Below are 20,126 nucleotides of genomic sequence, written 5' to 3'. Positions count from 1 at the left end.
CAGTTTACCGAGCCACAGGGAGCCAGTGATCTTCCATGGAACAACCTGTCGGCCAGCCAGCCTACGTGCTGCACAGCCGTGCCTACAAGGAAACCAGCGCGCTGGTGGACTTCTTCACCCCGCAGGGCCGCATGCGCGCCGTGCTGCGCCGCGCGCGTGGCAAGGGTGGCAGCCTGGTACGGCCGTTCGTGCCGCTGGAGCTGGAGCTGCGCGGGCGTGGCGAACTGAAGAATGTCGGGCGGATGGACAGCGCCGGCATCGCCGCCTGGCTGCATGGCGATGCCCTGTTCAGCGGGTTGTACCTCAACGAACTGCTCATGCGCCTGCTGCCCGCCGAAGCGCCTTTCCCGGCGCTGTTCGAGCACTACACCCTGACCTTGCAGGCCCTGGCCGCCGGTCGCCCGCTGGAGCCGCTGCTGCGCTCTTTCGAATGGCGGCTGCTGGATGAGCTCGGTTATGCGTTTTCGTTGCACCACGACGTCAATGACCAGCCGATGGTGGCCGACGGCCTGTACCGCTTGCGTGTGGATGCCGGCCTGGAGCGGATCGAGCTGGTGCAACCCGGGCTGTTTCGCGGTACCGAACTGCTGGCCCTGGCCGAAGCCGACTGGGATGCCCCCGGCGCCTTGCTAGCCGCCAAGCGCCTGATGCGCCAGGCGTTGGCCGTTCACCTGGGGGCAAAACCACTGGTCAGCCGGGAACTGTTTCGCAAGCGCTGATCACGACGTATGCTGTGGGGCTCAATCTTCAGGAGAGCCTTTCGTGACTCACAGCAACCGCATGCTTCTTGGCGTAAACATCGACCACGTGGCGACCCTGCGCCAGGCCCGGGGCACGCGTTACCCTGATCCGGTCAAGGCTGCCCTGGATGCCGAGGAAGCAGGCGCCGATGGCATCACCGTGCACCTGCGTGAAGACCGCCGGCACATCCAGGAGCGTGACGTGGTACTGCTCAAGGATGTGCTGCAGACCCGCATGAACTTCGAGATGGGCGTCACCGAAGAGATGATGGCCTTTGCCGAGAAGATTCGTCCGGCGCACATCTGCCTGGTACCGGAAACCCGTCAGGAACTGACCACCGAAGGTGGCCTGGACGTGGCGGGCCAGGAGGCGCGGATCAAGGCGGCGGTTGAACGCCTGTCGCGTACCGGTGCCGAAGTGTCGCTGTTCATCGATGCCGACGAGCGGCAGATCGAGGCATCGCGCCGGGTTGGTGCGCCAGCCATCGAGCTGCACACCGGGCGCTACGCCGATGCCGAAACCCCGACCGAAGTGGCCGAGGAACTCAAGCGTATCGTCGATGGCGTGGCGTTTGGCGTGGGGCAGGGGCTGATCGTCAATGCCGGCCACGGGTTGCATTACCACAACGTCGAGGCGGTGGCGGCGATCAAGGGCATCAATGAGCTGAACATCGGTCATGCGCTGGTGGCGCATGCGCTGTTCGTCGGCTTCAAGGCCGCAGTGGCCGAGATGAAGGCGCTGATCGTGGCGGCTTCGCGCTAACCGCTGGTCGCCTGTACCGGCCTCTTCGCGGGTAAACCCGCTCCCACAGGTACCCTACAGGCCTGAGGCGTGTGCGATCCCTGTGGGAGCGGGTTTACCCGCGAAGAGGCCGGCTCAGGCAGCCGATCAATCGGCAGGAAACACCAGGGTAAAGCGGGTAGGCCCCAAGGGGCTGCTGCTAACCTCGACCCGCCCGCCATGCAACTGCATGATCGATTTCACGATCGCCAGCCCCAACCCGGTCCCACCCTCCAGCCGCGAGCGCCCCGAGCCCACCCGGTAAAACCGCTCGAACAAGCGCGACTGATGCTCTTGAGCAATACCAGGCCCCTGGTTTTCCACCGACAGCCGAACTTCGCTGCCCAGGCGCTCGATGCGCAGCTCCACAGGCTTGCCATCGGGACAGTGCCGAATGGCATTGCTCAACAGGTTCGACAATGCCCGCTGAAACATCAGCCGATCACCCTGCGCCGTCCCCCAGCCCTGAACACGCAATTCAATCCCTTTCAGCTCGGCACTGAAGGCAAACAGCTCGACGACCCGCGCAGTCTCGTCGGCCAATGCCATGGGCTTGAGCGCAACCTGGGCCTGGGGTTGGCTGACCTGGGCGAGAAACAGCATGTCGTTGATGATGCGGTTGAGCCGGGTCAGCTCTTCGATGCTGTCTTCCAGCACTTCCCGGTAATTCGCGTTGTCCCGTTCGCGGGCCAGCGTCACTTGCGCCTTGCCCATCAGGTTGCTCAACGGTGTGCGCAGTTCATGGGCCAGGTCGTCAGAAAACTGCGACAGCTGGCTGACACCCTGGTCGAGGCGGTCGAGCATCACGTTGATGCTGCGGGCCAGCTCTGCCAGCTCCAGCGGCAGACCGGTAGCGGGCAGGCGATGTTGCAGGTCCTGGGCCGACACCTGGCCGGCAATGCGCCGGAAGTGCCGCAGTGGTTTCAGGCCGCGCTGCATCAGCCACCAGGCGCCGGCACCGATCAGCAGTAACAGCAGCGGCAGCGCGAGCAAGGTGGAGTGCAGGTAGGCCTGTAGCAGGGCGTTGTCGTCGGCGCGGTTGAGCGACATCATCACCTTGACCGGGGTGTCGTCGCGCAGGCGCATCAGCCGGGTCGCGGTGAGTATCTGGTTGCCATTGCTGTCGCGCCACGCATGAAAGGCCAGGCGGGCCTCGGTGCGCAGCTCGCCAACCTGCGATTCCAGTGCTGGCCCCAGGCTGAGCAGGTGCGGGTGGCGGCTTTCGAGGGCCAGCACGCTGAGGCTGAGGTTGTCGTGCCCCATCACCAGGTCGAGCAAAGGATGGGCGCGGGTGCCCAGGTCTTCGCTGCGCAGGTCTACGCGCAGGTTGTGCTCGACCTGCAGCATCTTGCGCGCCAGGTCCTTGCGTGCGCGGCTGTCCAGTTCGTGATCGAGGGCAAACACGGCCAGGCAGGCCAGCAGCATCACCAGTGCGGCGCCCATCAGCGTCATGCTCAGGCCCAGGCGCAGTGACAGGCTGGCGTTTTTCAAAAGCGTGCCTCGAGCACGTAGCCGACGCCACGCAGGGTATGGATCAGCTTGTTGTCGAACGGGTCGTCGATCTTTGCCCGCAGGCGCCGGATCGAAACCTCCACCACATTGGTGTCGCAGTCAAAGTTCATGTCCCAAACCAGCGAGATGATCTGGGTGCGCGACAGCACCTCGCCGGTCTGGCGCATCAGCAGGTGCAGCAGGGCGAATTCCTTGGCGGTGAGGTCGATACGCTGCCCGGCACGGTAGGCACGGTGGCGGCCGGGGTCCAGCTCCAGATCGGCGACGCGCAGGGTGCTGGGCTGCAGTTGCTGGTCGTTGCGGCGCAGCAGGCTGCGGATGCGTGCCAGCAGTTCCGGGAACTCGAAGGGTTTGAGCAGGTAATCGTCGGCACCCAGGTCCAGGCCCTTGACCCGGTCAGCCAGGCGGCCGTGGGCGGTGAGCATCATGATGCGCGTGGCCGATTCGGCGCGCAGCCGCTGCAGCACGGTCCAGCCATCGATTTCGGGCAGGTTGACGTCGAGGATGACCAGGTCGTAGGGCTGCTGGCGGGCCAGGTGCAGGCCGTCGGTGCCGGTGTGGGCGCAGTCGATCGCGTAGCCGTTCTCGCGCAGGCCCTGTTGCAGGTAGTCGGCGGTACGCAGTTCGTCCTCGATGATCAGTAGGCGCATGGGTGGGCTCGGTGTGATGAAAGGGGGCGATTCTCGACCCTGTAGTGGCATCAGGGTCAAGGCGCAGGATGTTACGGCATGAGTAAGGGCGCGCGGCGCAGATAACGGATTTGTAATGCTGCTGTTATCTGGCTGTCTGTTGCGGCCCTTTCGCGGGTAAACCCGCTCCCACAGGAACTTACAGACGCTGAAATCTGTGCAGTTCCTGTGGGAGCGGGTTTACCCGCGAAGAGGCCAGCACAGACAACACAGGGCCACATTGCAAGACTGTAATCCCCGCCTCACCTTGCCGTTAGCTAACCCTCGCTAGGATGGCCCTGTCTGATCGGTTATCACGAGGCAACCACGATGAACCTGACCAAGTACCTGCTGTTGGCCACCCTTGCCCTGGGCAGCGCCAGTGTTTATGCCGAGGGCGGCGCGGAACGTTCGAAACAATTCTGGCAAGCGTTCCGCGAAGACCAGCAGCGCCTGTACGGCGACAAGCAACAGGCCGTTGTCGAGCGTGAGCGTAAAGCACAGGAGAAGGCCCGCGAGTTGGCCAAGGACTGAGTTAACAGCACCTGCGCCGTGACAGCTCCTCGGCGCAGGTGTATTCAGGCGCCCATCCGGGCGCTTTTTTTATTTGCGCGCCAGCAGGGTGGCTCGGCGTGGGGCCGGCAGGCCTTCGATGGTCTTGCTGTGGTCGTTCGGGTCAAGGAAGTCGCCCAGTGACTGGTAGCGCATCCACTCGGTGCTGCGCTGTTCCTCTACGCTGGTCACGCTGACATCGACGCAACGCACATCGCTGAAACCGGCACGGCGCAACCAGCGCGCCAGGGCCGGCACCGACGGCAGGTACCAGACGTTGCGCATCTGCGCGTAGCGGTCCTCAGGTACCAGCACCTGGTTTTCGTCACCCTCGATCACCAGGGTTTCCAGCACCAGTTCACCACCTTTGACCAGGCAGTCCTTGAGCGCCAGCAGGTGCTCGATGGGTGAGCGGCGGTGGTAGAACACACCCATGGAAAACACCGTGTCGAAACCTTCGAGGTTGGCCGGCAGGTCTTCCAGGGCGAACGGCAGGTGCCAGGCGGGCAGCTCGGGCAGGTACTGCTGTACGGCCTGGAACTGGCAGAAGAACAGCCAGTTGGGGTCGACGCCAATCACCATGTCGGCGCCGGCACCGAGCATGCGCCACTGGTAGTAGCCGTTGCCGCAGCCCACGTCGAGCACGCGCTTGCCCTTGAGGTCCAGGTGCGGGCCAACCCGGGACCATTTCCAGTCCGAACGCCATTCGGTGTCCACATGCACGCCGAACAGGTCGAACGGCCCTTTGCGCCAGGGCGACAGGCCCATCAGTGCCTGGCGCATCTGTGTGCGGGTCGCGTCGTCGCAATCGCAGTCCAGGCGCAGCCCGTTGACCAGGTCGATTTCGCTTGGCTGCAGGGCGGGCAGGGCCTCCAGCGCACCGCGCCAGCGGTCGAGGTCACCGTGGCCCTTCTCCAGCTTGGCTTCCAGTTGCGCTTGCAGGCCTTGCGACCAGGAAGCCAGGGGCGTACCCGCCAGGCGGCGGACGAGGGGGGACAGATCGATCATGGCAGGGCTATCAAAGAGGCGAAGTTAAGGCATTGGAACCAAGGCACCACCTTCGAGAAGCCGGCTGCGCGCAGGCGCGCCTGGTGGGCTTCGAGGGTGTCGGGCCTCATCACGTTCTCGATGGCGCTGCGCTTCTGGGCAATTTCCAGTTCGCTGTAACCATTGGCACGTTTGAAGTCCAGGTGCAGTTCATTGAGCAGGTCCTGCTGTTCAGCATCGGCGAAGCACAGTTTTTCCGAGAGGATCAGCGCGCCACCGGGCAACAGCGCCTGGCGGATGCGGCCGAGCAGCGCCAGGCGCTGGTCGGGGGCGATGAATTGCAGGGTGAAGTTCATCGCCACCACCGAGGCGGGCTCGAAGGGCAGGGCCAGGATGTCGGCTTCCAGCACCTGCACCGGCAGCAGTTCCTGGAACATCGAGTCCTGGGCGGTGAGGTACTGACGGCAACGCTCGACCATGGCTGCGGAGTTGTCCACGGCAATCACCCGGCAGCCGTCACTGCGCACATGGCGACGCAGCGACTGGGTAACGGCCCCCAGCGAAGCACCCAGGTCGTACAGCGCGGTATGCGGCTGGGCAAAACGTGCAGCCAGCACGCCGAGGTTCTCGACGATGGTCGGATAGCCCGGCACCGAGCGCTTGATCATGTCCGGGAACACGCGCACCACATCCTCGTTGAAGACGAAGTCGGGCACCTGCTCCAGGGGCTGGGCGAAAAGGCGGTCGGGTTGTTTGCTCACGGCAGGCTCGATACAGGGTGAAACGGAGGCGCATTTTAGCCAAAGGCCACGCGTCTTGCCATGGCAATGCTACGAGAGGGCTGGACAGTTAGCCCAGCATAAATCGAAGTTTCCCACATCGATACGTTATCAAAGCGACAGTATCGAGGCCGACGAAGAAACAAAATTCAAGCGCATGACTGTGCATGCTGTAGTCAATAGCTTGAGGTGAGTAATGGCTGTCGCAACTGACTTGGAAAAATGTACCGTAGATGAAATGGATCCGCTTAGCAAAGTTAAAATGCTACCGGAGCGCTATTTTGAGTTTCTTGAAAGCCGGCTGAGCAGTGGTCAGCAAGCAGGGGGCTTGTTGACTGCGGAGAACCTGAAAGCAATAAAGAGGTACGCCAATGTGGTGAGTCAGTTGCCGCGTACCTTGGGTCAGGTCGAGAAGGAAGTTGATTACGCAGCCTTGGGGCTGGACGCTGCGCTTGTGTATGAGCTTTATCGTGCGCTACACAGGCATATCGATGAATGGGACAAACTCGAGCGTAGCGTCAAGCAACTGGGCCCGGAAATCGAGCTGTTCGCTGAGAGCCTGGTACAGCGTGGTGGCACCTTGTTGAACAACCTGGAAAGCAGCGATGTATTTCTGACGATCAAGAGAGCCAGGGCTGAACAAGGTGACGACGTGTATATCACGGCGTTGAGTGAAGAGGAGCAGGCGCAGCTAAAGAGTGTGCTGGCACCCGGCATTACCGAATTGGTAAGGGAAATCGAAGGCACTCGGCGCCGCATCGATGAAGTGGACGCCCGCGCCAATTGGTTCAATAGTGAAATCAAGCGCGAGATCAAGCCGCGCCTGGGGCGCTTGATCGCGCATTTCGACGAAAAGGCTTCCAGTGAAGTCATCATGCAAAAACGGCAGCAACTCGATGAATGGGATGAAAAGATCGATCAGCTGGCGTCTGATTATTCTACCAACGTGGGCTATGCATTCACTGGTCTTTGGTTCGGACCGATTGGGGTCGCCGTGACCGGCGGCGTCTTCGGCTCGAAAGCCGAAAGCATTCGTGCAGAAAAGAATGCACTGATCGAAAAGCGTGATGAGCTGACGCAAGAAATGGCAAAGCTCTTGCCAGCCCTCCAAGACTTCGAGCGTATCTCGACATTGGTCAGGGATTTGCAATTCAGGTGCAAGGACCTGTCATCGGCAACCCGGCGTCTGGCGGATGTCTGGTTGTTCCTGGCCTCGTATGCCAACAATTCGGTAAACGAAGCAAACGAGTTGAAGGATATGAACCAGTTGGAGGCGTTCGTTCATGATTTTTCGGAAGTTATCAAGCCCTGGACAAAGATAGGAAGCATCTGCCACACGCTGTCTGAACTGTTTGATGAACTCGTTGAAGAGTATGAGGATGCCTGACATGGACGTAATAGATATTAAAGCCGCTGTACCCGATTTTGTACGCATGCAGCAAGTGCAAGATCAGATATTCAGCCTTGTAGACGCATGGGGCATGAAAGTGCTCCCGCGGGCGCGTGAGCAACTTGGTGATTTGCGAACACTGTTGCTTGCGGTCGAGCGTTCTTTCAAGGAAAGCCTGATAGGCGCTATCGTGTTGCTGGAGGATCGGCAGTTTGTTTCGAGCCAACCAGGCGCTGATCCCCACCACAGACTTGCAACTGTTCTGAATCGTCTGAGTCAGCTTCACTCGGTATTGGCCAGGCAAAATCAGCGCTTGGAGCTCTTCTCGTTAGCCACCTTGATTGAGTTACTGCCGGAACTCGAAAGCCGCGTCGACCTGCATAGGCAACAAGTCGTGGCATTCGATGAGCGTTTGGCTGAACTGCGGCAAAAACAGTCAGATATTGTCGCGGCTATCGAGGTATTGGAAAAGCCTTCTGTTGCCAGTGCCTTGAAGGGGCTGATACCGAAAGATGACGACATTGACCAGATAGCAGGCTTGATCACGGATCCGAAAATCGATTTGAGTGTGATCAAGGCAGCAACACAAAAGCTGCGCGAGCATGCCGATGTGCTGGAGGGGGTCAAGACATTCAGTGACTTGAGTGACGCCTGCAGCAGGCTTGATGCAAGAATCGAGGGGGCGCTGAGTGACCGGCGGCATGTTCAGCAAACCTTGGAAAGCACCTTGGATGAGCGCGATGCCGTCAAGGCGTTGGTCCGGGTCGAGCCACTCAAGAATGAGTGGCTGCAAGAGCTTCGCAAGTTGGAACTGCAGTGGCAGGCTCAAGCTGCAAAGCTCGACCCGACGATGGCGTTGCCGGATGGCACGGCCGCTTTGCAAGAGTTCTGCGAATATCTGATGGTGGTTCAGATGGCGTATGACCGCAGCTGATTGCCCTCAACGGACGATGACTTTGCATTCGAAGATCTGCACCGGGGCGACATCTGTAGCCCAGGGTTGTTGGTAAACCAGCACCAACTGGGAGGTGCCGACGCTGTTGGCCTGGTAGCGCCAGGTGGATACACCGGCGCTGCCGACCACGTCTTCTTCTTCGGGGGCGTTGTACACCTCTGGGCCCAGGCTTTGCAGCACGTTCGCGGCGGGGTCTTCAACGCGCCAGCGATAGCCGGTGGAGGGGTTGCTGGGCAAGGTCAGGGTCAGTGTCTGGCCAACTTGCAGGCGCGTCGGGCATTCGCTTTCGGCGTCCAGTGCGACAGGTTGCGTGGGCTGTTGGGCGCAGGCAGAAAGCAGGGCGAAGCTCAGGGGAACGAGCAGACGAAGGGCGGTCATGTTGGCTCCGTAGGCTGGCGATGGCCTGAGGATAACCGATGCTGGTGGGCTTTTGTGTTGCCAGTACTTGCCCTTTCACGGGTAAACCCGCTCCCACAGGGGGCTCACTGGGCTCAAGCCCTGCGCTATCCCTGTGGGAGCGGGTTTACCCGCGAAGAGGCCGGTGCTGGCTAGAACAGAACTTTGGCCACGTCGGCAAAGCGCTTGGCGAAATGCACGGTCAGGCCTTCGCGCAGGTAGTCCGGCAGTTCTTCGTAATCGCCACGGTTAGGCTCCGGCAAGATCAGCTCGAAGATCTTCTGCCGCCGCGCCGCAATCACCTTCTCGCGCACACCACCAATCGGCAGTACTTGCCCGGTCAGGGTCAGCTCGCCGGTCATGGCCACGCCCTTCTTCGGTACCTGGTCACGGGCCAGCGACAGCAGGGCGCTGGCCATGGTGATGCCGGCACTCGGGCCGTCCTTGGGCGTGGCGCCTTCGGGCACGTGCAGATGAATGAACGCTTCGTTGAAGAAACCAGGGTCGCCACCAAACTGCTTGAGGTTGGAGCTGACGTAGCTGTAGGCAATTTCGGCCGACTCTTTCATCACCTCGCCCAGCTTGCCAGTCAGCTTGAAGCCGCGGTTGAGGGTGTGGATGCGGGTAGCTTCGATCGGCAGCGTGGCGCCGCCCATGCTGGTCCAGGCCAGGCCGGTGATCACGCCTTTGCCGGCCAGCACCTGCTCGCTGCGGAACACTGGCATGCCGAGCGCGGCTTCCAGGTCCCTGGTGCCGATCTTGAGCTTGGCATCGGGGTTTTCCAGCAGCTTGACCACGGCCTTGCGCACCAGCTTGCCCAGTTGCTTCTCCAGCTGGCGTACCCCGGCTTCGCGGGCATAGCCTTCGATCACCGTGCGCAGGGCGCTGTCGCTGATGCCGAGGCTGGTCTTGGCCACGCCGGCCTTTTCCAGCTGTTTGGGCCACAGGTGGCGCTTGGCGATGGCCAGTTTTTCTTCGGTGATATAGCCGGACAGGCGAATCACTTCCATGCGGTCGAGCAATGGCCCGGGGATCGAGTCCAGGGTGTTGGCGGTGCACACGAACAGCACCTTGGACAGGTCCAGGCGCAGGTCCAGGTAGTGGTCGAGGAAGTCGACGTTCTGCTCCGGGTCGAGGGTTTCCAGCAGCGCTGAAGCCGGGTCGCCCTGGTAGCTCTGGCCCATCTTGTCGATCTCGTCGAGCATGATCACCGGGTTCATCACTTCGACGTCCTTCAGGGCCTGCACCAGCTTGCCGGGCTGGGCGCCGATGTAGGTGCGGCGATGGCCCTTGATCTCGGCTTCGTCACGCATGCCGCCGACGCTGAAGCGGTAGAACGGCCGGCCGAGCGATTCGGCGATGGACTTGCCGATGCTGGTCTTGCCCACCCCGGGCGGGCCCACCAGCAGCACGATCGAGCCGCTGATCTCGCCTTTCCAGGCGCCTACGGCGAGGAATTCGAGAATGCGCTCCTTGATGTCGTCGAGACCGGCGTGGTGCTGGTCGAGGACTTTGCGCGCGTGCTTGAGGTCGAGCTTGTCCTTGCCGTACACGCCCCAGGGCAGGGCGGTGGCCCAGTCCAGGTAGTTGCGGGTGACGGCGTATTCGGGCGAGCCGGTTTCGAGGATGGCCAGCTTGCCCATCTCTTCATCGATACGCTTGCGCGCCTGCTCCGGCAGGGTTTTGCCTTCGAGGCGCTGCTCGAACTGTTCGAGGTCGGCGCTGCGGTCGTCCTTGGTCAGGCCCAGCTCCTGCTGGATGACCTTGAGCTGTTCCTTGAGGAAGAACTCGCGCTGGTGCTCACCGATCTGCCGGTTGACCTCGGCCGAGATCTCGTTCTGCAGGCGCGCGACTTCCACCTCTTTGCGCAGCATCGGCAGGACCTTTTCCATGCGCTTGAGCATGGGCACGCAGTCGAGCACTTCCTGCAACTGGCTGCCGGTGGCCGAGGTGAGGGCGGCGGCGAAGTCGGTGAGCGGCGACGGGTCGTTGGGGCTGAAGCGGTTGAGGTAGTTCTTCAGCTCCTCGCTGTAAAGCGGGTTGAGCGGCAGCAGCTCCTTGATTGCGTTGATCAGCGCCATGCCATAGGCCTTGACCTCGTCAGTCGGCTCGGCGGGCTGACGCGGGTATTCGACCTCGACCAGGTACGGCGGGCGGTGGTGCTTGAGCCAGGTGCGGATGCGTACCCGGGTCAGGCCCTGGGCAACGAACTGCAGCTTGCCGTTTTCGCGGCTGGCGTGGTGCACCTTCACCAGCGTGCCGTACTCCGGCAGCGCCGAGGTGTCGAAGTGACGGTGGTCTTCTGGCGGGGTGTCCATGAAGAACAGGGCCAGGCAGTGGTCTGGTGACTTGGCGACCAGGTCGAGGGTTTCTGCCCAAGGCTCTTCATTGACGATGACCGGCAGCACCTGGGCCGGGAAGAACGGACGGTTGTGGATGGGGATCACGTAGACCTTGTCCGGCAGCTGCTGGCCGGGCAGGGCGAGGGCGTGGCCGGCTTCGGCCTGGTGGGGAGTGTGCTCGACTTCGCTGTGTTCGTCGGGATGTTCCGGGAAATCCTGCTGGTCGCTCATGGGGCACCTGCGTGAATGACTATGGTGCTTAGATGGGGCGCGGGGGGATGGGTTTCAATGGTAGATGATGGGTGTAGAGAGGAGTGATGCCTGGACCGGCCTCTTCGCGGGTAAACCCGCTCCCACAGGTATGGCGCCGAGCTTGGGAACAGCGCCGTACCTGTGGGAGCGGGTTTACCCGCAAATGCGGCAGCAGGTTCACTGCCGCATCTCTGGATTACTCAGCCAGCTTGTAGGCGATGATGTAGTCGCCCATCCTGGTGCCCAGCGAGCCATGCCCGCCGGCAGTCACCAGCACGTACTGCTTGCCATCCTTGCCGCTGTAGCTCATCGGCGTGGCCTGGCCACCCGCTGGCAGGCGGGCTTTCCACAGTTCCTTGCCGTTGTTCACGTCATAGGCGCGCAGGTACTGGTCCAGGGTGCCGCTGAGGAAGCCGACGCCACCGGCGGTGACGATCGAGCCGCCCATGCTCGGCACGCCAACCGGCAAGCCGATCGGCACCGGGGTGCTGTCGCGGGTAGTGCCGTTCTTGTGCTTCCACACCACTTTGTTGGTGAACAGGTCGATGGCGGCGACATAGCCCCAGGCCGGGGCCTGGCACGGTACGCCCAGTGGCGACATGAACGGGTGCATGGTCACGGCGTACGGCGCGCCGGTGTTCGGCTGCACGCCGCTGGTTTCGCTTTCGCGCTTGCTGCCTTCGGCCACCTGCTCACGCGGGATCATCTTCGACACGAAGGCCATGTAGTTGGGCGAGGTGAACAGCAGTTGGCGCACCGGGTCGACCGACACGCTACCCCAGTTGAACACACCGACGTTACCCGGGTACACCAGCGAGCCTTGCTCGGACGGCGGGGTGTACTGGCCTTCGTAACGCAGCTCGCGGAACTGGATGCGGCACAGCATCTGGTCGAACGGCGTGGCGCCCCACATGGCCTGTTCGGTCAGCTCGGGGCCGAGCAGGTTGAGGTCGGAGCGGGCCTGGGTCGGCGAGGTGTGATCGCCCTTCACCGCACCTTGCGGGGTGGGGATTTCGCGGATCGGCACGATCGGCGTACCGTCGCGGCGGTCGAGCACATACAGGCTGCCTTGCTTGGTCGGCACGATGATTGCCGGCTTCACGCCGTCGTCGGTCTTCAGGTGGACCAGAGTCGGCTGGCTACCCACATCCATGTCCCACAGGTCGTGGTGGGTGAACTGGTAGTTCCAGCGGGCCTTGCCGGTGGCAAGGTCCAGGGCGACCACGCCGGCGCTGTACTTCTCGGCGCCCGGGGTACGGTCGGCGCCCCACTGGTCGGGCGTCTGGTTGCCCAGCGGCAGGTAGATCATGCCGAGGTCTTCGTCGACGCTGGCGATCGACCACATGTTGGCCGAGTTGCGGCTGTACATCTTGCCGGGAGCCAGTGGCTGGGTGTCGTCCGGGTTGTTGCTGTCCCAGTTCCACACCAGGTGGCCATCGTGCACGTCATACGCGCGGATCACGCCGGACGGCTCGTTGGTCGACTCGTTGTCGGTGACGTGGCCACCGATGATTACCAGGTCACGGGTGACCGCAGCAGGCGAGGTGGAGTAGTAGCCACCAGCGGTGAACGGGCCGATGCCGGTGGTAAGGTCGATCACGCCCTGGTTGGCGAAGCCTTCGCAGACCTTGCCGTTGTCGGCGTTGATGGCAATCAGGCGGGCGTCCGCAGTCGGCAGGTAGAGGCGGCGCGGGCAAGCCTGGGCCACGGCCTGGCCTGCGTCGGTAATTTTCGGTGCCGGGCTGCCGTCGCGGCTGACATAGCGGTTTTCGTCATAGTACGAAACGCCACGGCAGGTCATGTGGGCAAAGCCTTTGAAGGTACCGACCGGGCTCTTGACCTGTGGGTCATAGCGCCAGATTTCCGCGCCGGTGTCCGGGTCCAGGGCCAGCAAGCGGCTGTGCGCGGTGCAGGCATAGAGCATGCCGTTGACCTTCAGCGGGGTGTTCTGGTTGGTCAGCTCCACCGGGTCGTTTTCGGTCGGCAGGTCACCGGTGCGGATGCGCCAGGCCTCTTCCAGGCGGTAGGCGTTCTGCGGGGTGATCTGGCGCAGCGGCGAATAGCGGTCGCCGTGTTCGGTGCGACCGTAGGCCTGCCATTCACCGTCGGGCATGGCCGGGGCGGCGCTGGCCATTTCGCTGCTGTCGCGGCCCAGTTCGCCGAACACTTCACCGGGGTGGGTGAACTGGCTGCCCACGGCGCAAGCGCCCGAAGCGATCACTGCAACGCTGAGCAGCGCAGTGTTGGCCTTGCTGGCCGGGCCGCTCAGCGGGCGACGCGCCCAGGGCAGCAGCAGGACCACGCCGATGGCGAACCAGATGGCCAGGCGCGGTACCAGTTGCCACCAGTCCAGGCCCACTTCGAGCAGGGCCCACACGGTACTGCCCAACAGTACCAGACCGTACAGGCCCAGGGCGATGCGGCGCTGGGCCAGCAGCAGGATGCCCGACAGGGCAAAGCCGATACCGGCGATCAGGTAGTACAGCGATCCGCCCAGCTGGCTCAGCTTGATGCCGCCGGCCAGCAGAGCCAGGCCCATCAGCAACAGCAGCGCGCCGATCAGGCGCGGTAGCCAGCGGCTTCCATTGTTGGCACCTTCAGTGCTCATCGTAGGTTCTCCGTCAGGTCAAAAAGGGGGGGTTAGAAACTGCTCTGGATCTTCAGGCCGCCGATCAGGGCGCCATCGACCTGCGACACCCCACCCGGGTGGCGGATGTACTGCAGGTTGGGGCGGACCGTGAGCCAGTCGGCCAGGTGGATGCCGTAGTACAGCTCGGCGCTGTACTCGGTGTCCTGCACTGGCAGGTAACCGGGGTTGTCGTAGTCGTCGAGGCCGGCGGCCTGGTTGGCCAGGCGCGCGTTCTTGCGATAGGCAGGGTTGACGTGCACGCGGGCCAGGGCGAAACCGATGTCGTCCTTGGCGCGGGCGTCGAAGGGCCCTTTGTACACCAGTCCTGCCTGCACATAGTTGTCGATGGCATTGGTTTTCTTGTCGTGTACCGTGGCATTGGCGAACAGGCTCAGACCACGCGACTGGTCGGACGCCAGCGAAGTCACCTGCTGCTGGGCGCCGAGCCACAAGCCGTGCTTGCTCGAACTGCTGCGGTAGGCGGCGCCGCTGAGGGCTGCCGGCTGGCCGTTGCTGTCCTTGAGAACATCCTGTGCCTTGGCATTACTGTAGTAGTAGCCGGCGCGATATTCCCCTTTCAGACCATTGACCTGTGGGCTCCATACCAGTTCTATCGGCATTACCGCGCCTTGGGTGCCGCTGCCGCTGAGCTTGAAGCCGTTGCCCGACTCCAGGTTGGAGGGGTTCTGCTCGAACACGCCGACCTGGGCGTAAAGCGCGTCGCTGAGGTTGTAGCGCACGCGCAGGGCCCACTGGCTGACCGGCCAGTTGTACCAGATGCCGCCCACCCAGTTGCCTACCTGCGAGCCGCAGAAGGCCAGGTTCTGGAAATCGCAGGGGAAGCTGTTGAAGTCCTCGCCTTCGCCGAAACGGCCGAATTTCACGTCCAGTGCGCCATCGAAGTACTTATGCTTGATCCACATTTGCGTCAGCCGCCAGGTTTCGCCACGGCCCCACACTTCCTGGGCCGAGGTGAAGCCGCCGACTCGCGGGTCGTTGATGCGGTCGTTGCTGATGTTGTCGCCGTGGCGCTCGGTGATGGTCAGCTGGAATTCGGTGTCGTGCCAGCCAAGGATCTTCTCCAGGTCCAGGTGGCTGCCGAAGGTGAACTGGTCGCTGTAGCGCGCGGTGCGGTCGTGGTCGTAGCCACCGTGCAGGTTGCTGCCCATCTCGCCGGTGTAGCCGAGGGTGAAGTCGTAGCCTTTTTCCAGCAGTTCGCTGCGGGTGCCGCCCCAGTCGCCGAGCATCCATGGGGAGTCGCTGGCGAACATCTCGCTGGCACTGGTGGAGGTCGCCAGGGCACTGAAGGCAAGGCCGATGTAACAGGTTTTGGGCAGTTGGAGCATGAGATAGCGCTATCTTTTGATTGTTGAACAAACGGCAAGCGCATCGAAGGGCGGGCCCTCCAATGGATATGGCGACAAGATGGTTTCGATGAAGCGATTCAGCTTGCGGCGGGGAGGATATAGGGGAAGTTGTAAGAAAAAAAGACAAATTGTCGCAGTGGATTGTTGCCGATCTGGCAACAGTCCAAAGCTTGCGAGATCTTGTGGGAGCGGGCGTGCCCGCGAACACCGGCGAAGCCGGTGCCATCCACCGCGTTGGATTCTTCGCGGGCATGCCCGCTCCCACAGATACTCATTTGCAATCAGAAGGTGGTACGCAGGCCCACTTCCACACTACGCCCCGGCGCCGGGGCGATATCGCGCAGGATCGAGCTGGCATAGCGTACGGTCTGGTCGGTCAGGTTCTCGCCGCGTACAAACGCCAGCCACTGGCTCTGGCCAACGTCAAAGCGGTAACCAACGCTGGCCCCCAGCGTGGTGTAGCCATCGGTGCTGGTTTCGTTGGCCGGCTTGCGGTGCTGCGACGCAGCATGCTGCACATCGACCCGCGCCTGCCAGCGCTCCAGCTCCCAGACCAGGCCGCTGTTCAGACGCAGCGGGGCGATGCGGGGCAGTGGCTCGCCACTGTCGAGGTTCTTCGCTCGGGTGTAGTCACCGGAGAGCTCCAGCGCGAAGCTGCCATAACGGTTCTCGACCAGTTGCCAGCGGTCCTGGGCCTCGATGCCATAGAAGCGCGCCCGCACGCCCTGATACTGGTATTCCGGGAAGCCATCATGGTCGTGATCGTGATCGTGGTCATCCTCATCATGGTCGTGGTCATGCCCCTCGCGGATGTTGCCGGTGCCGATCAGGCCGATGTAGTTGCGGAAGTGGCTGTAGAACACCCCGACACTGCCCTTGTGGGTGCCGTTGTCGAACCGCAGCGCCAGGTCGGCGGAAATGGCTTTTTCCTTGTTCAGGCTGGCATCGCCGACTTCAAAGGCCCCGGTGGCCACGTGGGCACCATTGGCATACAACTCGTAGAAGGTCGGGGCGCGCTCGGTGTAGCCGAGGTTGGCGGCCAGCGACCAGATCGGGTCGAGCTGGTACACCGCCCCGGAAGACAGGCTGAAGGCGTTGAAGCTGCTGGCGCTGTCGGCATCGACGAAGTTCTCGTTGCCTTTGGCATCCGGGTCGACCCGTGTGTGCTCCATGCGAGCGCCCAGGCTCAGGTTCAGGCGCTCGGTGGCTTGCCACTGTTCCAGCATGAACAGCGCCAGGCTGTCGGTGTCGGTGTGCGGCACGAAGGCTTCCTCGCCCAGGGCGGAGAATTCATTGCGGCTGACCTGGGCGCCGATCACGCCTTCCACCGGCCCGAACGGTTGGTGGCGGGCTTCGATGCGTGTTTCATAGCCCTTGTTCCTGAAGGTGGTGTGGACTTCGCCTTCTTCGATTTCACGGTGCTCGTAGTCGGTATAGCCGGCATCGACCTTGAGCGAAGTGAACGGGCCGTCCAGGTCACGCAGCTCGGAGGCGAAGGCGTAGTGGTCCTGCTTCATGTCCAGGCGCACACCTGGTTCGGCCACCGAGCCATAGTTGCTGTCGTAGTGGCTGTACGACAGGCCGGCGTAACCTTGGTCCCAATGGTAGGCGCCGCCCACGGCGCCACCGTCCTGGCGGCCGTCGCTGTTTTCCAGGCGGTGTTTGCTACCGGGCTCGTCGGCATCACGCACCTTGGAACTGCGCGCGTAACCGGGGATGCGCAGGTCGTTGAACTGGCGGCTGTTGGCATCCAGGTGCAGGGCGAAGGCACCGTTGCCGGCCTCCAGCTTGCCAGCGCTGCTGCGGGTGGTGTCGGCGCCGCCGTAGCGCAGTTCACCGGCACCGTGGATGCCCTCGATGGGGGTGTCCGGGATGCGGTTGTCGAAGGTGTTGACCACACCACCAATGGCGTTGCCGCCGTAGAGCAGGGCAGCCGGGCCACGGACGATCTCGACGCGGTCGACGGTGACCGGGTCCAGCGGCACGGCGTGGTCGTAGGACAGCGACGAAGCATCCAGGGCGCCGACGCCATTGCGCAGGATGCGAATGCGGTCGCCATCCAGGCCACGAATTACCGGGCGACTGGCGCCAGGGCCGAACCAGGTGGAGGCGACCCCGGGCTGCTTGTTCAGGGTTTCACCGAGGCTGCCGTGCTGCTGTTGCAGCAGGTTGTCGCCTTCGAGCACGCTGCTGGGGGCGGCCAGCTGGCGGTTGCCCAAAGGGTTGGCGGTGATGACCTGGGGTTCGAGTTCCACTGCGTGGCCGGGTGCTGCGGCCAGCCACAGCGCGACGGCGAGGGGAGAGAGGCGAAGCGGTGTGTACAGCATGGGGATGGGGCGTTCCTTGGCAGATGCTTTTGTATTGTTACAATATAACATCTCTATTTCAGCACAGAGGTTTTGCGCCTGGCCAGCGGTTTTTCTGTCGACTCGCCTGATCCCACCCACCACTACACTCGTGTAAGGTGCGCATCTTTCCTATGGAGCACTGGCATGAGCACGGCCCAACACAACGCGCTGCACGGCAAGACCCTCGAACAGATCCTCACCGAGCTGGTGGCGCACTACCAATGGCAGGGCCTGGCCGAGCGCATCGATGTACGCTGCTTCAAGAGCAACCCGACCATCAAGTCGAGCCTGACCTTCCTGCGCAAGACACCGTGGGCACGGGAAAAGGTCGAGCAGTTGTACGTGAAACTGCAGCGCCAGGCCTGACATGCCGCGTCGTACCTGGCTGACCGGCATGGCCGTGCTGGGCTGGTTCGGTTTGACCGTGCAGGTGTACCTGGTGCTGCTGGCGCGTTGGCAGGAACAGGCCAGCCTGGTTGGCGGCCTGATCAATGTGTTCGGGTATTTCACCGTATTGACCAATACCCTGGTGGCAACGGTGCTCAGTTATGCGGCGTTCGGCCGGGAAGGCCGTGCCAAGCGTTTTTTCCTGTCGCCTTCGGTGGGTTCCGCGGTGGCCGCCAGCATCGTGCTGGTGGCATTGGCCTACAGCGTGCTGTTGCGTCACTTGTGGCAACCGCAGGGCTGGCAATGGCTGGCGGACGAGTTGCTGCACGATGTGATGCCCGTGCTCTATGCCTTGTACTGGTGGTGCGAAGTGCCCAAGGGCAGGTTGCGGCTATGGCACTTGCTGGTCTGGGCGGTGTACCCGGCGGTGTATTTTGCCTACGCGCTGTGGCGAGGGAGCGAGATTGGCGTATATGCCTACCCGTTCATCGATGTGGCGAGCCTGGGGTATGGGCAGGTGATGCTCAATGCCCTGGGAGTGCTGGCGGGGTTCTGGGGGATTGGGCTGGTGTTGCTGGGGCTGGATCGGTGGCGGGGGCTGCACAGATTGGCTTGAGCTGCACTGGCCCTCTCGCCGGCAAGCCAGTGCAGGCAATAAACAATCATTCGTCGTCCGCAGTCCCGTCGGCACGCCAGTAGGCCACAGCCTTCAGCGCATCCTCAGGCAGGCCTTTCTCCAGCAACAGCGCCTTGGCCTGGCGGGTCAGGGCTTTTTCCAGCGCCACCCAGCCGTACAACCGGCCTTTTGGCAAGGTCAGGTTCTTCACCAGTGCCAGCAAGTCTTCCTGTTGGCGACGTACCCAGATCACCTCCACCTGTGCCTTGCTCGGCAGTGGCTGGCGTTCCTGCTCGTCTTCGATCTGGATAACCGCCAGCACCTGGCGGCCTGCCGGCAATTCCTCCAACCGGCGGCCAATGGCCGGAATGGCGGTTTCGTCGCCGATCAGCAGATAGCTGTCGAAGATGTCCGGCACCACCATCGAAGCCCGCGGCCCGGCGATGTCCAGGGTTTGCCCGGGTGCGGCCTGGGCGGCCCAGGTGGAGGCAGGGCCATCGCCGTGCAGCACGAAGTCGATATCCAGCTCATTGGCCACCAGGTCGATGCGCCGCGGCGTGTATTCGCGCATGGTGGGCCGTGCGCCACCTTCTCGGCCCAGATTACGGGCCTCGATGGCTTGCTGTTGCTCCGGCGTTTCGGCGAACAGCAGCTTGATATGGTCGTCGCTGCCCACGCTGGTGAAGCCTTGCAGCTCGGCACCACCGAGGGTGATGCGGCGCATGCGCGGGGTCAGTTCGGTGACCCGCAGCACCTGCAGGCGGCGTTGGCGGATCTCGTGGTTGACGCGGTGAATGGTGTCACTCATGGGGTGTCTCCCTGACAGGTTCGGCCGGCCCGGAGGCGATGGCCTTGGCGGTGTGGTTGAGCAGGTCGCGGACCCGCTCGATTTCTTCCGGTGTCCAGCGGCCGCTGTGCATGTGCAGTGCGTGGCGCAGGTTGCCGACCGCTTCATGAATCTCTGGCGGGCGGTCGTGGCCGCGCAGGGCGCGTTTGCTGACTTCGATGCGCATGCGCACGCCGTCCAGGGCAACGGCCTGTTCGGCCAGGGCGGTGCGGCCGGCTTCAGTGATGGCATAGAGGCGTTTGCTGCCCTGCACCTGGCCGCTGATCAGCTCGGCCTCCTCAAGGAAGTTGAGGGTGGGGTAGATCACCCCGGGACTTGGGCTGTAGCTGCCGTCGAACAGGTTCTCGATCTGGCGGATCAGGTCGTAGCCGTGGCCTGGCTGCTCGGCGAGCAGGGCCAGCATCAGCAGCTTGAGGTCGCCGGGGGCGAAGACGCGAGGGCCGCGTTCGCCACGGCCGGGGCGCCGCTCGAAGGGGTCATGGGGGGTAGGTTCGCGCATGGGGAAAGGGCTCCGTCGTTTGCGATATATCGTAAGATATTACTCAAGATATATCTAAAGACAAGCCCTTAATTGCAGA

Annotated in this window: 18 protein-coding genes; 7 read left to right on the top strand and 11 right to left on the bottom strand. The window is 62.8% G+C overall.

Annotation, left to right across the window (positions count from 1 at the left end):
- The first annotated feature begins 35 nt into the window (after positions 1-35).
- Together recO and pdxJ are read left to right on the top strand one after the other, a co-directional pair.
- Positions 36-719: a DNA repair protein RecO gene (gene recO / locus J5M71_RS14325; protein WP_207832994.1), complete on the top strand. Its 684-nt coding sequence runs from the start codon at positions 36-38 to the stop codon at positions 717-719.
- A 43-nt stretch (positions 720-762) separates the two neighbouring features.
- Positions 763-1,503 carry a pyridoxine 5'-phosphate synthase gene (gene pdxJ, locus J5M71_RS14320; protein WP_015271593.1) on the top strand — a complete coding sequence of 247 codons (741 nt, stop codon included), beginning with the start codon at positions 763-765 and terminating at the stop codon, positions 1,501-1,503.
- Positions 1,504-1,629: 126 nt separating this feature from the next.
- Here pdxJ and J5M71_RS14315 read toward each other — a convergent pair whose 3' ends face one another.
- Together J5M71_RS14315 and J5M71_RS14310 are read right to left on the bottom strand one after the other, a co-directional pair.
- Positions 1,630-3,012: a heavy metal sensor histidine kinase gene (locus tag J5M71_RS14315; RefSeq protein WP_207832992.1), complete on the bottom strand. Its 1,383-nt coding sequence runs from the start codon at positions 3,010-3,012 to the stop codon at positions 1,630-1,632.
- Positions 3,009-3,683, bottom strand: a complete 675-nt coding sequence (locus tag J5M71_RS14310; protein WP_207832990.1) for a heavy metal response regulator transcription factor — start codon at positions 3,681-3,683, stop codon at positions 3,009-3,011. Before J5M71_RS14310 ends, J5M71_RS14315 begins: the two co-directional genes overlap by 4 nt.
- Positions 3,684-4,031: 348 nt before the next feature.
- On the opposite strand from J5M71_RS14310, the gene J5M71_RS14305 reads away from it, so the two are divergent.
- A complete protein-coding gene (locus tag J5M71_RS14305; RefSeq protein ID WP_207832988.1) occupies positions 4,032-4,235 on the top strand; it encodes a hypothetical protein in 204 nt (67 codons plus the stop codon).
- Between the two features lie 69 nt (positions 4,236-4,304).
- On the opposite strand, the gene cmoB is transcribed toward J5M71_RS14305, so the two are convergent.
- The gene (gene cmoB / locus J5M71_RS14300) at positions 4,305-5,261 is read right to left on the bottom strand and encodes a tRNA 5-methoxyuridine(34)/uridine 5-oxyacetic acid(34) synthase CmoB (protein ID WP_207832986.1); all 957 of its coding nucleotides are present in this window, start codon (positions 5,259-5,261) and stop codon (positions 4,305-4,307) included.
- Positions 5,258-6,001, bottom strand: a complete 744-nt coding sequence (gene cmoA / locus J5M71_RS14295; protein ID WP_207832984.1) for a carboxy-S-adenosyl-L-methionine synthase CmoA — start codon at positions 5,999-6,001, stop codon at positions 5,258-5,260. The genes cmoB and cmoA overlap by 4 nt, the downstream gene beginning before the upstream one ends.
- A 214-nt stretch (positions 6,002-6,215) precedes the next feature.
- Between cmoA and J5M71_RS14290 the strand changes: the two genes are divergently transcribed.
- Positions 6,216-7,406: an alpha-xenorhabdolysin family binary toxin subunit A gene (locus J5M71_RS14290; RefSeq protein WP_207832981.1), complete on the top strand. Its 1,191-nt coding sequence runs from the start codon at positions 6,216-6,218 to the stop codon at positions 7,404-7,406.
- A gap of 1 nt (position 7,407) precedes the next feature.
- Positions 7,408-8,343 (top strand): alpha-xenorhabdolysin family binary toxin subunit B, encoded by a 936-nt coding sequence (locus J5M71_RS14285; protein ID WP_207832979.1) that lies wholly within the window; start codon positions 7,408-7,410, stop codon positions 8,341-8,343.
- Positions 8,344-8,349: 6 nt separating this feature from the next.
- Here J5M71_RS14285 and J5M71_RS14280 read toward each other — a convergent pair whose 3' ends face one another.
- From J5M71_RS14280 to J5M71_RS14260, 5 genes are all read right to left on the bottom strand, one after another.
- A complete protein-coding gene (locus tag J5M71_RS14280) occupies positions 8,350-8,742 on the bottom strand; it encodes a protease inhibitor I42 family protein (RefSeq protein WP_207832976.1) in 393 nt (130 codons plus the stop codon).
- Between the two features lie 170 nt (positions 8,743-8,912).
- Complete coding sequence (gene lon / locus J5M71_RS14275; protein ID WP_207832975.1) at positions 8,913-11,333, bottom strand: endopeptidase La; 2,421 nt, start codon at positions 11,331-11,333, stop codon at positions 8,913-8,915.
- Between the two features lie 217 nt (positions 11,334-11,550).
- Positions 11,551-13,962, bottom strand: coding sequence for a glucose/quinate/shikimate family membrane-bound PQQ-dependent dehydrogenase (locus J5M71_RS14270; protein ID WP_063913161.1), 2,412 nt, complete (start codon positions 13,960-13,962; stop codon positions 11,551-11,553).
- A gap of 32 nt (positions 13,963-13,994) precedes the next feature.
- Positions 13,995-15,329, bottom strand: coding sequence for a carbohydrate porin (locus J5M71_RS14265; protein ID WP_207832973.1), 1,335 nt, complete (start codon positions 15,327-15,329; stop codon positions 13,995-13,997).
- Positions 15,330-15,631: 302 nt separating this feature from the next.
- Positions 15,632-17,677 (bottom strand): TonB-dependent receptor, encoded by a 2,046-nt coding sequence (locus tag J5M71_RS14260; RefSeq protein ID WP_207832970.1) that lies wholly within the window; start codon positions 17,675-17,677, stop codon positions 15,632-15,634.
- Positions 17,678-17,842: 165 nt separating this feature from the next.
- On the opposite strand from J5M71_RS14260, the gene J5M71_RS14255 reads away from it, so the two are divergent.
- Together J5M71_RS14255 and J5M71_RS14250 are read left to right on the top strand one after the other, a co-directional pair.
- Positions 17,843-18,064, top strand: a complete 222-nt coding sequence (locus J5M71_RS14255; RefSeq protein ID WP_003252112.1) for a VF530 family protein — start codon at positions 17,843-17,845, stop codon at positions 18,062-18,064.
- 1 nt (position 18,065) lies between these two features.
- Positions 18,066-18,701, top strand: a complete 636-nt coding sequence (locus J5M71_RS14250; protein ID WP_063913158.1) for a Pr6Pr family membrane protein — start codon at positions 18,066-18,068, stop codon at positions 18,699-18,701.
- Between the two features lie 46 nt (positions 18,702-18,747).
- On the opposite strand, the gene J5M71_RS14245 is transcribed toward J5M71_RS14250, so the two are convergent.
- Positions 18,748-19,509, bottom strand: coding sequence for a siderophore-interacting protein (locus tag J5M71_RS14245; protein ID WP_207832967.1), 762 nt, complete (start codon positions 19,507-19,509; stop codon positions 18,748-18,750).
- Complete coding sequence (locus J5M71_RS14240) at positions 19,502-20,047, bottom strand: PadR family transcriptional regulator (RefSeq protein ID WP_207832965.1); 546 nt, start codon at positions 20,045-20,047, stop codon at positions 19,502-19,504. The genes J5M71_RS14245 and J5M71_RS14240 overlap by 8 nt, the downstream gene beginning before the upstream one ends.
- Positions 20,048-20,126: the final 79 nt, after the last annotated feature.

The organism is Pseudomonas sp. 43(2021) (genome assembly GCF_017490805.1).
GTDB lineage: Bacteria > Pseudomonadota > Gammaproteobacteria > Pseudomonadales > Pseudomonadaceae > Aquipseudomonas.
This window is presented reverse-complemented; position numbering and strand designations above follow the sequence as displayed.

Excerpts from the sequence above, each read along its gene's own strand:
- J5M71_RS14250 (WP_063913158.1), top strand. The coding sequence starts at position 18,066 with ATGCCGCGTCGTACCTGGCTGACCGGCATGGCCGTGCTGGGCTGGTTC.
- J5M71_RS14290 (WP_207832981.1), top strand. The coding sequence starts at position 6,216 with ATGGCTGTCGCAACTGACTTGGAAAAATGTACCGTAGATGAAATGGAT.
- J5M71_RS14240 (WP_207832965.1), bottom strand. The coding sequence starts at position 20,047 with ATGCGCGAACCTACCCCCCATGACCCCTTCGAGCGGCGCCCCGGCCGT.
- recO (WP_207832994.1), top strand. The coding sequence starts at position 36 with ATGGAACAACCTGTCGGCCAGCCAGCCTACGTGCTGCACAGCCGTGCC.
- J5M71_RS14305 (WP_207832988.1), top strand. The coding sequence starts at position 4,032 with ATGAACCTGACCAAGTACCTGCTGTTGGCCACCCTTGCCCTGGGCAGC.
- cmoB (WP_207832986.1), bottom strand. The coding sequence starts at position 5,261 with ATGATCGATCTGTCCCCCCTCGTCCGCCGCCTGGCGGGTACGCCCCTG.
- J5M71_RS14285 (WP_207832979.1), top strand. The coding sequence starts at position 7,408 with ATGGACGTAATAGATATTAAAGCCGCTGTACCCGATTTTGTACGCATG.
- J5M71_RS14270 (WP_063913161.1), bottom strand. The coding sequence starts at position 13,962 with ATGAGCACTGAAGGTGCCAACAATGGAAGCCGCTGGCTACCGCGCCTG.
- J5M71_RS14310 (WP_207832990.1), bottom strand. The coding sequence starts at position 3,683 with ATGCGCCTACTGATCATCGAGGACGAACTGCGTACCGCCGACTACCTG.
- J5M71_RS14245 (WP_207832967.1), bottom strand. The coding sequence starts at position 19,509 with ATGAGTGACACCATTCACCGCGTCAACCACGAGATCCGCCAACGCCGC.
- lon (WP_207832975.1), bottom strand. The coding sequence starts at position 11,333 with ATGAGCGACCAGCAGGATTTCCCGGAACATCCCGACGAACACAGCGAA.
- J5M71_RS14280 (WP_207832976.1), bottom strand. The coding sequence starts at position 8,742 with ATGACCGCCCTTCGTCTGCTCGTTCCCCTGAGCTTCGCCCTGCTTTCT.
- J5M71_RS14265 (WP_207832973.1), bottom strand. The coding sequence starts at position 15,329 with ATGCTCCAACTGCCCAAAACCTGTTACATCGGCCTTGCCTTCAGTGCC.
- J5M71_RS14260 (WP_207832970.1), bottom strand. The coding sequence starts at position 17,677 with ATGCTGTACACACCGCTTCGCCTCTCTCCCCTCGCCGTCGCGCTGTGG.
- J5M71_RS14255 (WP_003252112.1), top strand. The coding sequence starts at position 17,843 with ATGAGCACGGCCCAACACAACGCGCTGCACGGCAAGACCCTCGAACAG.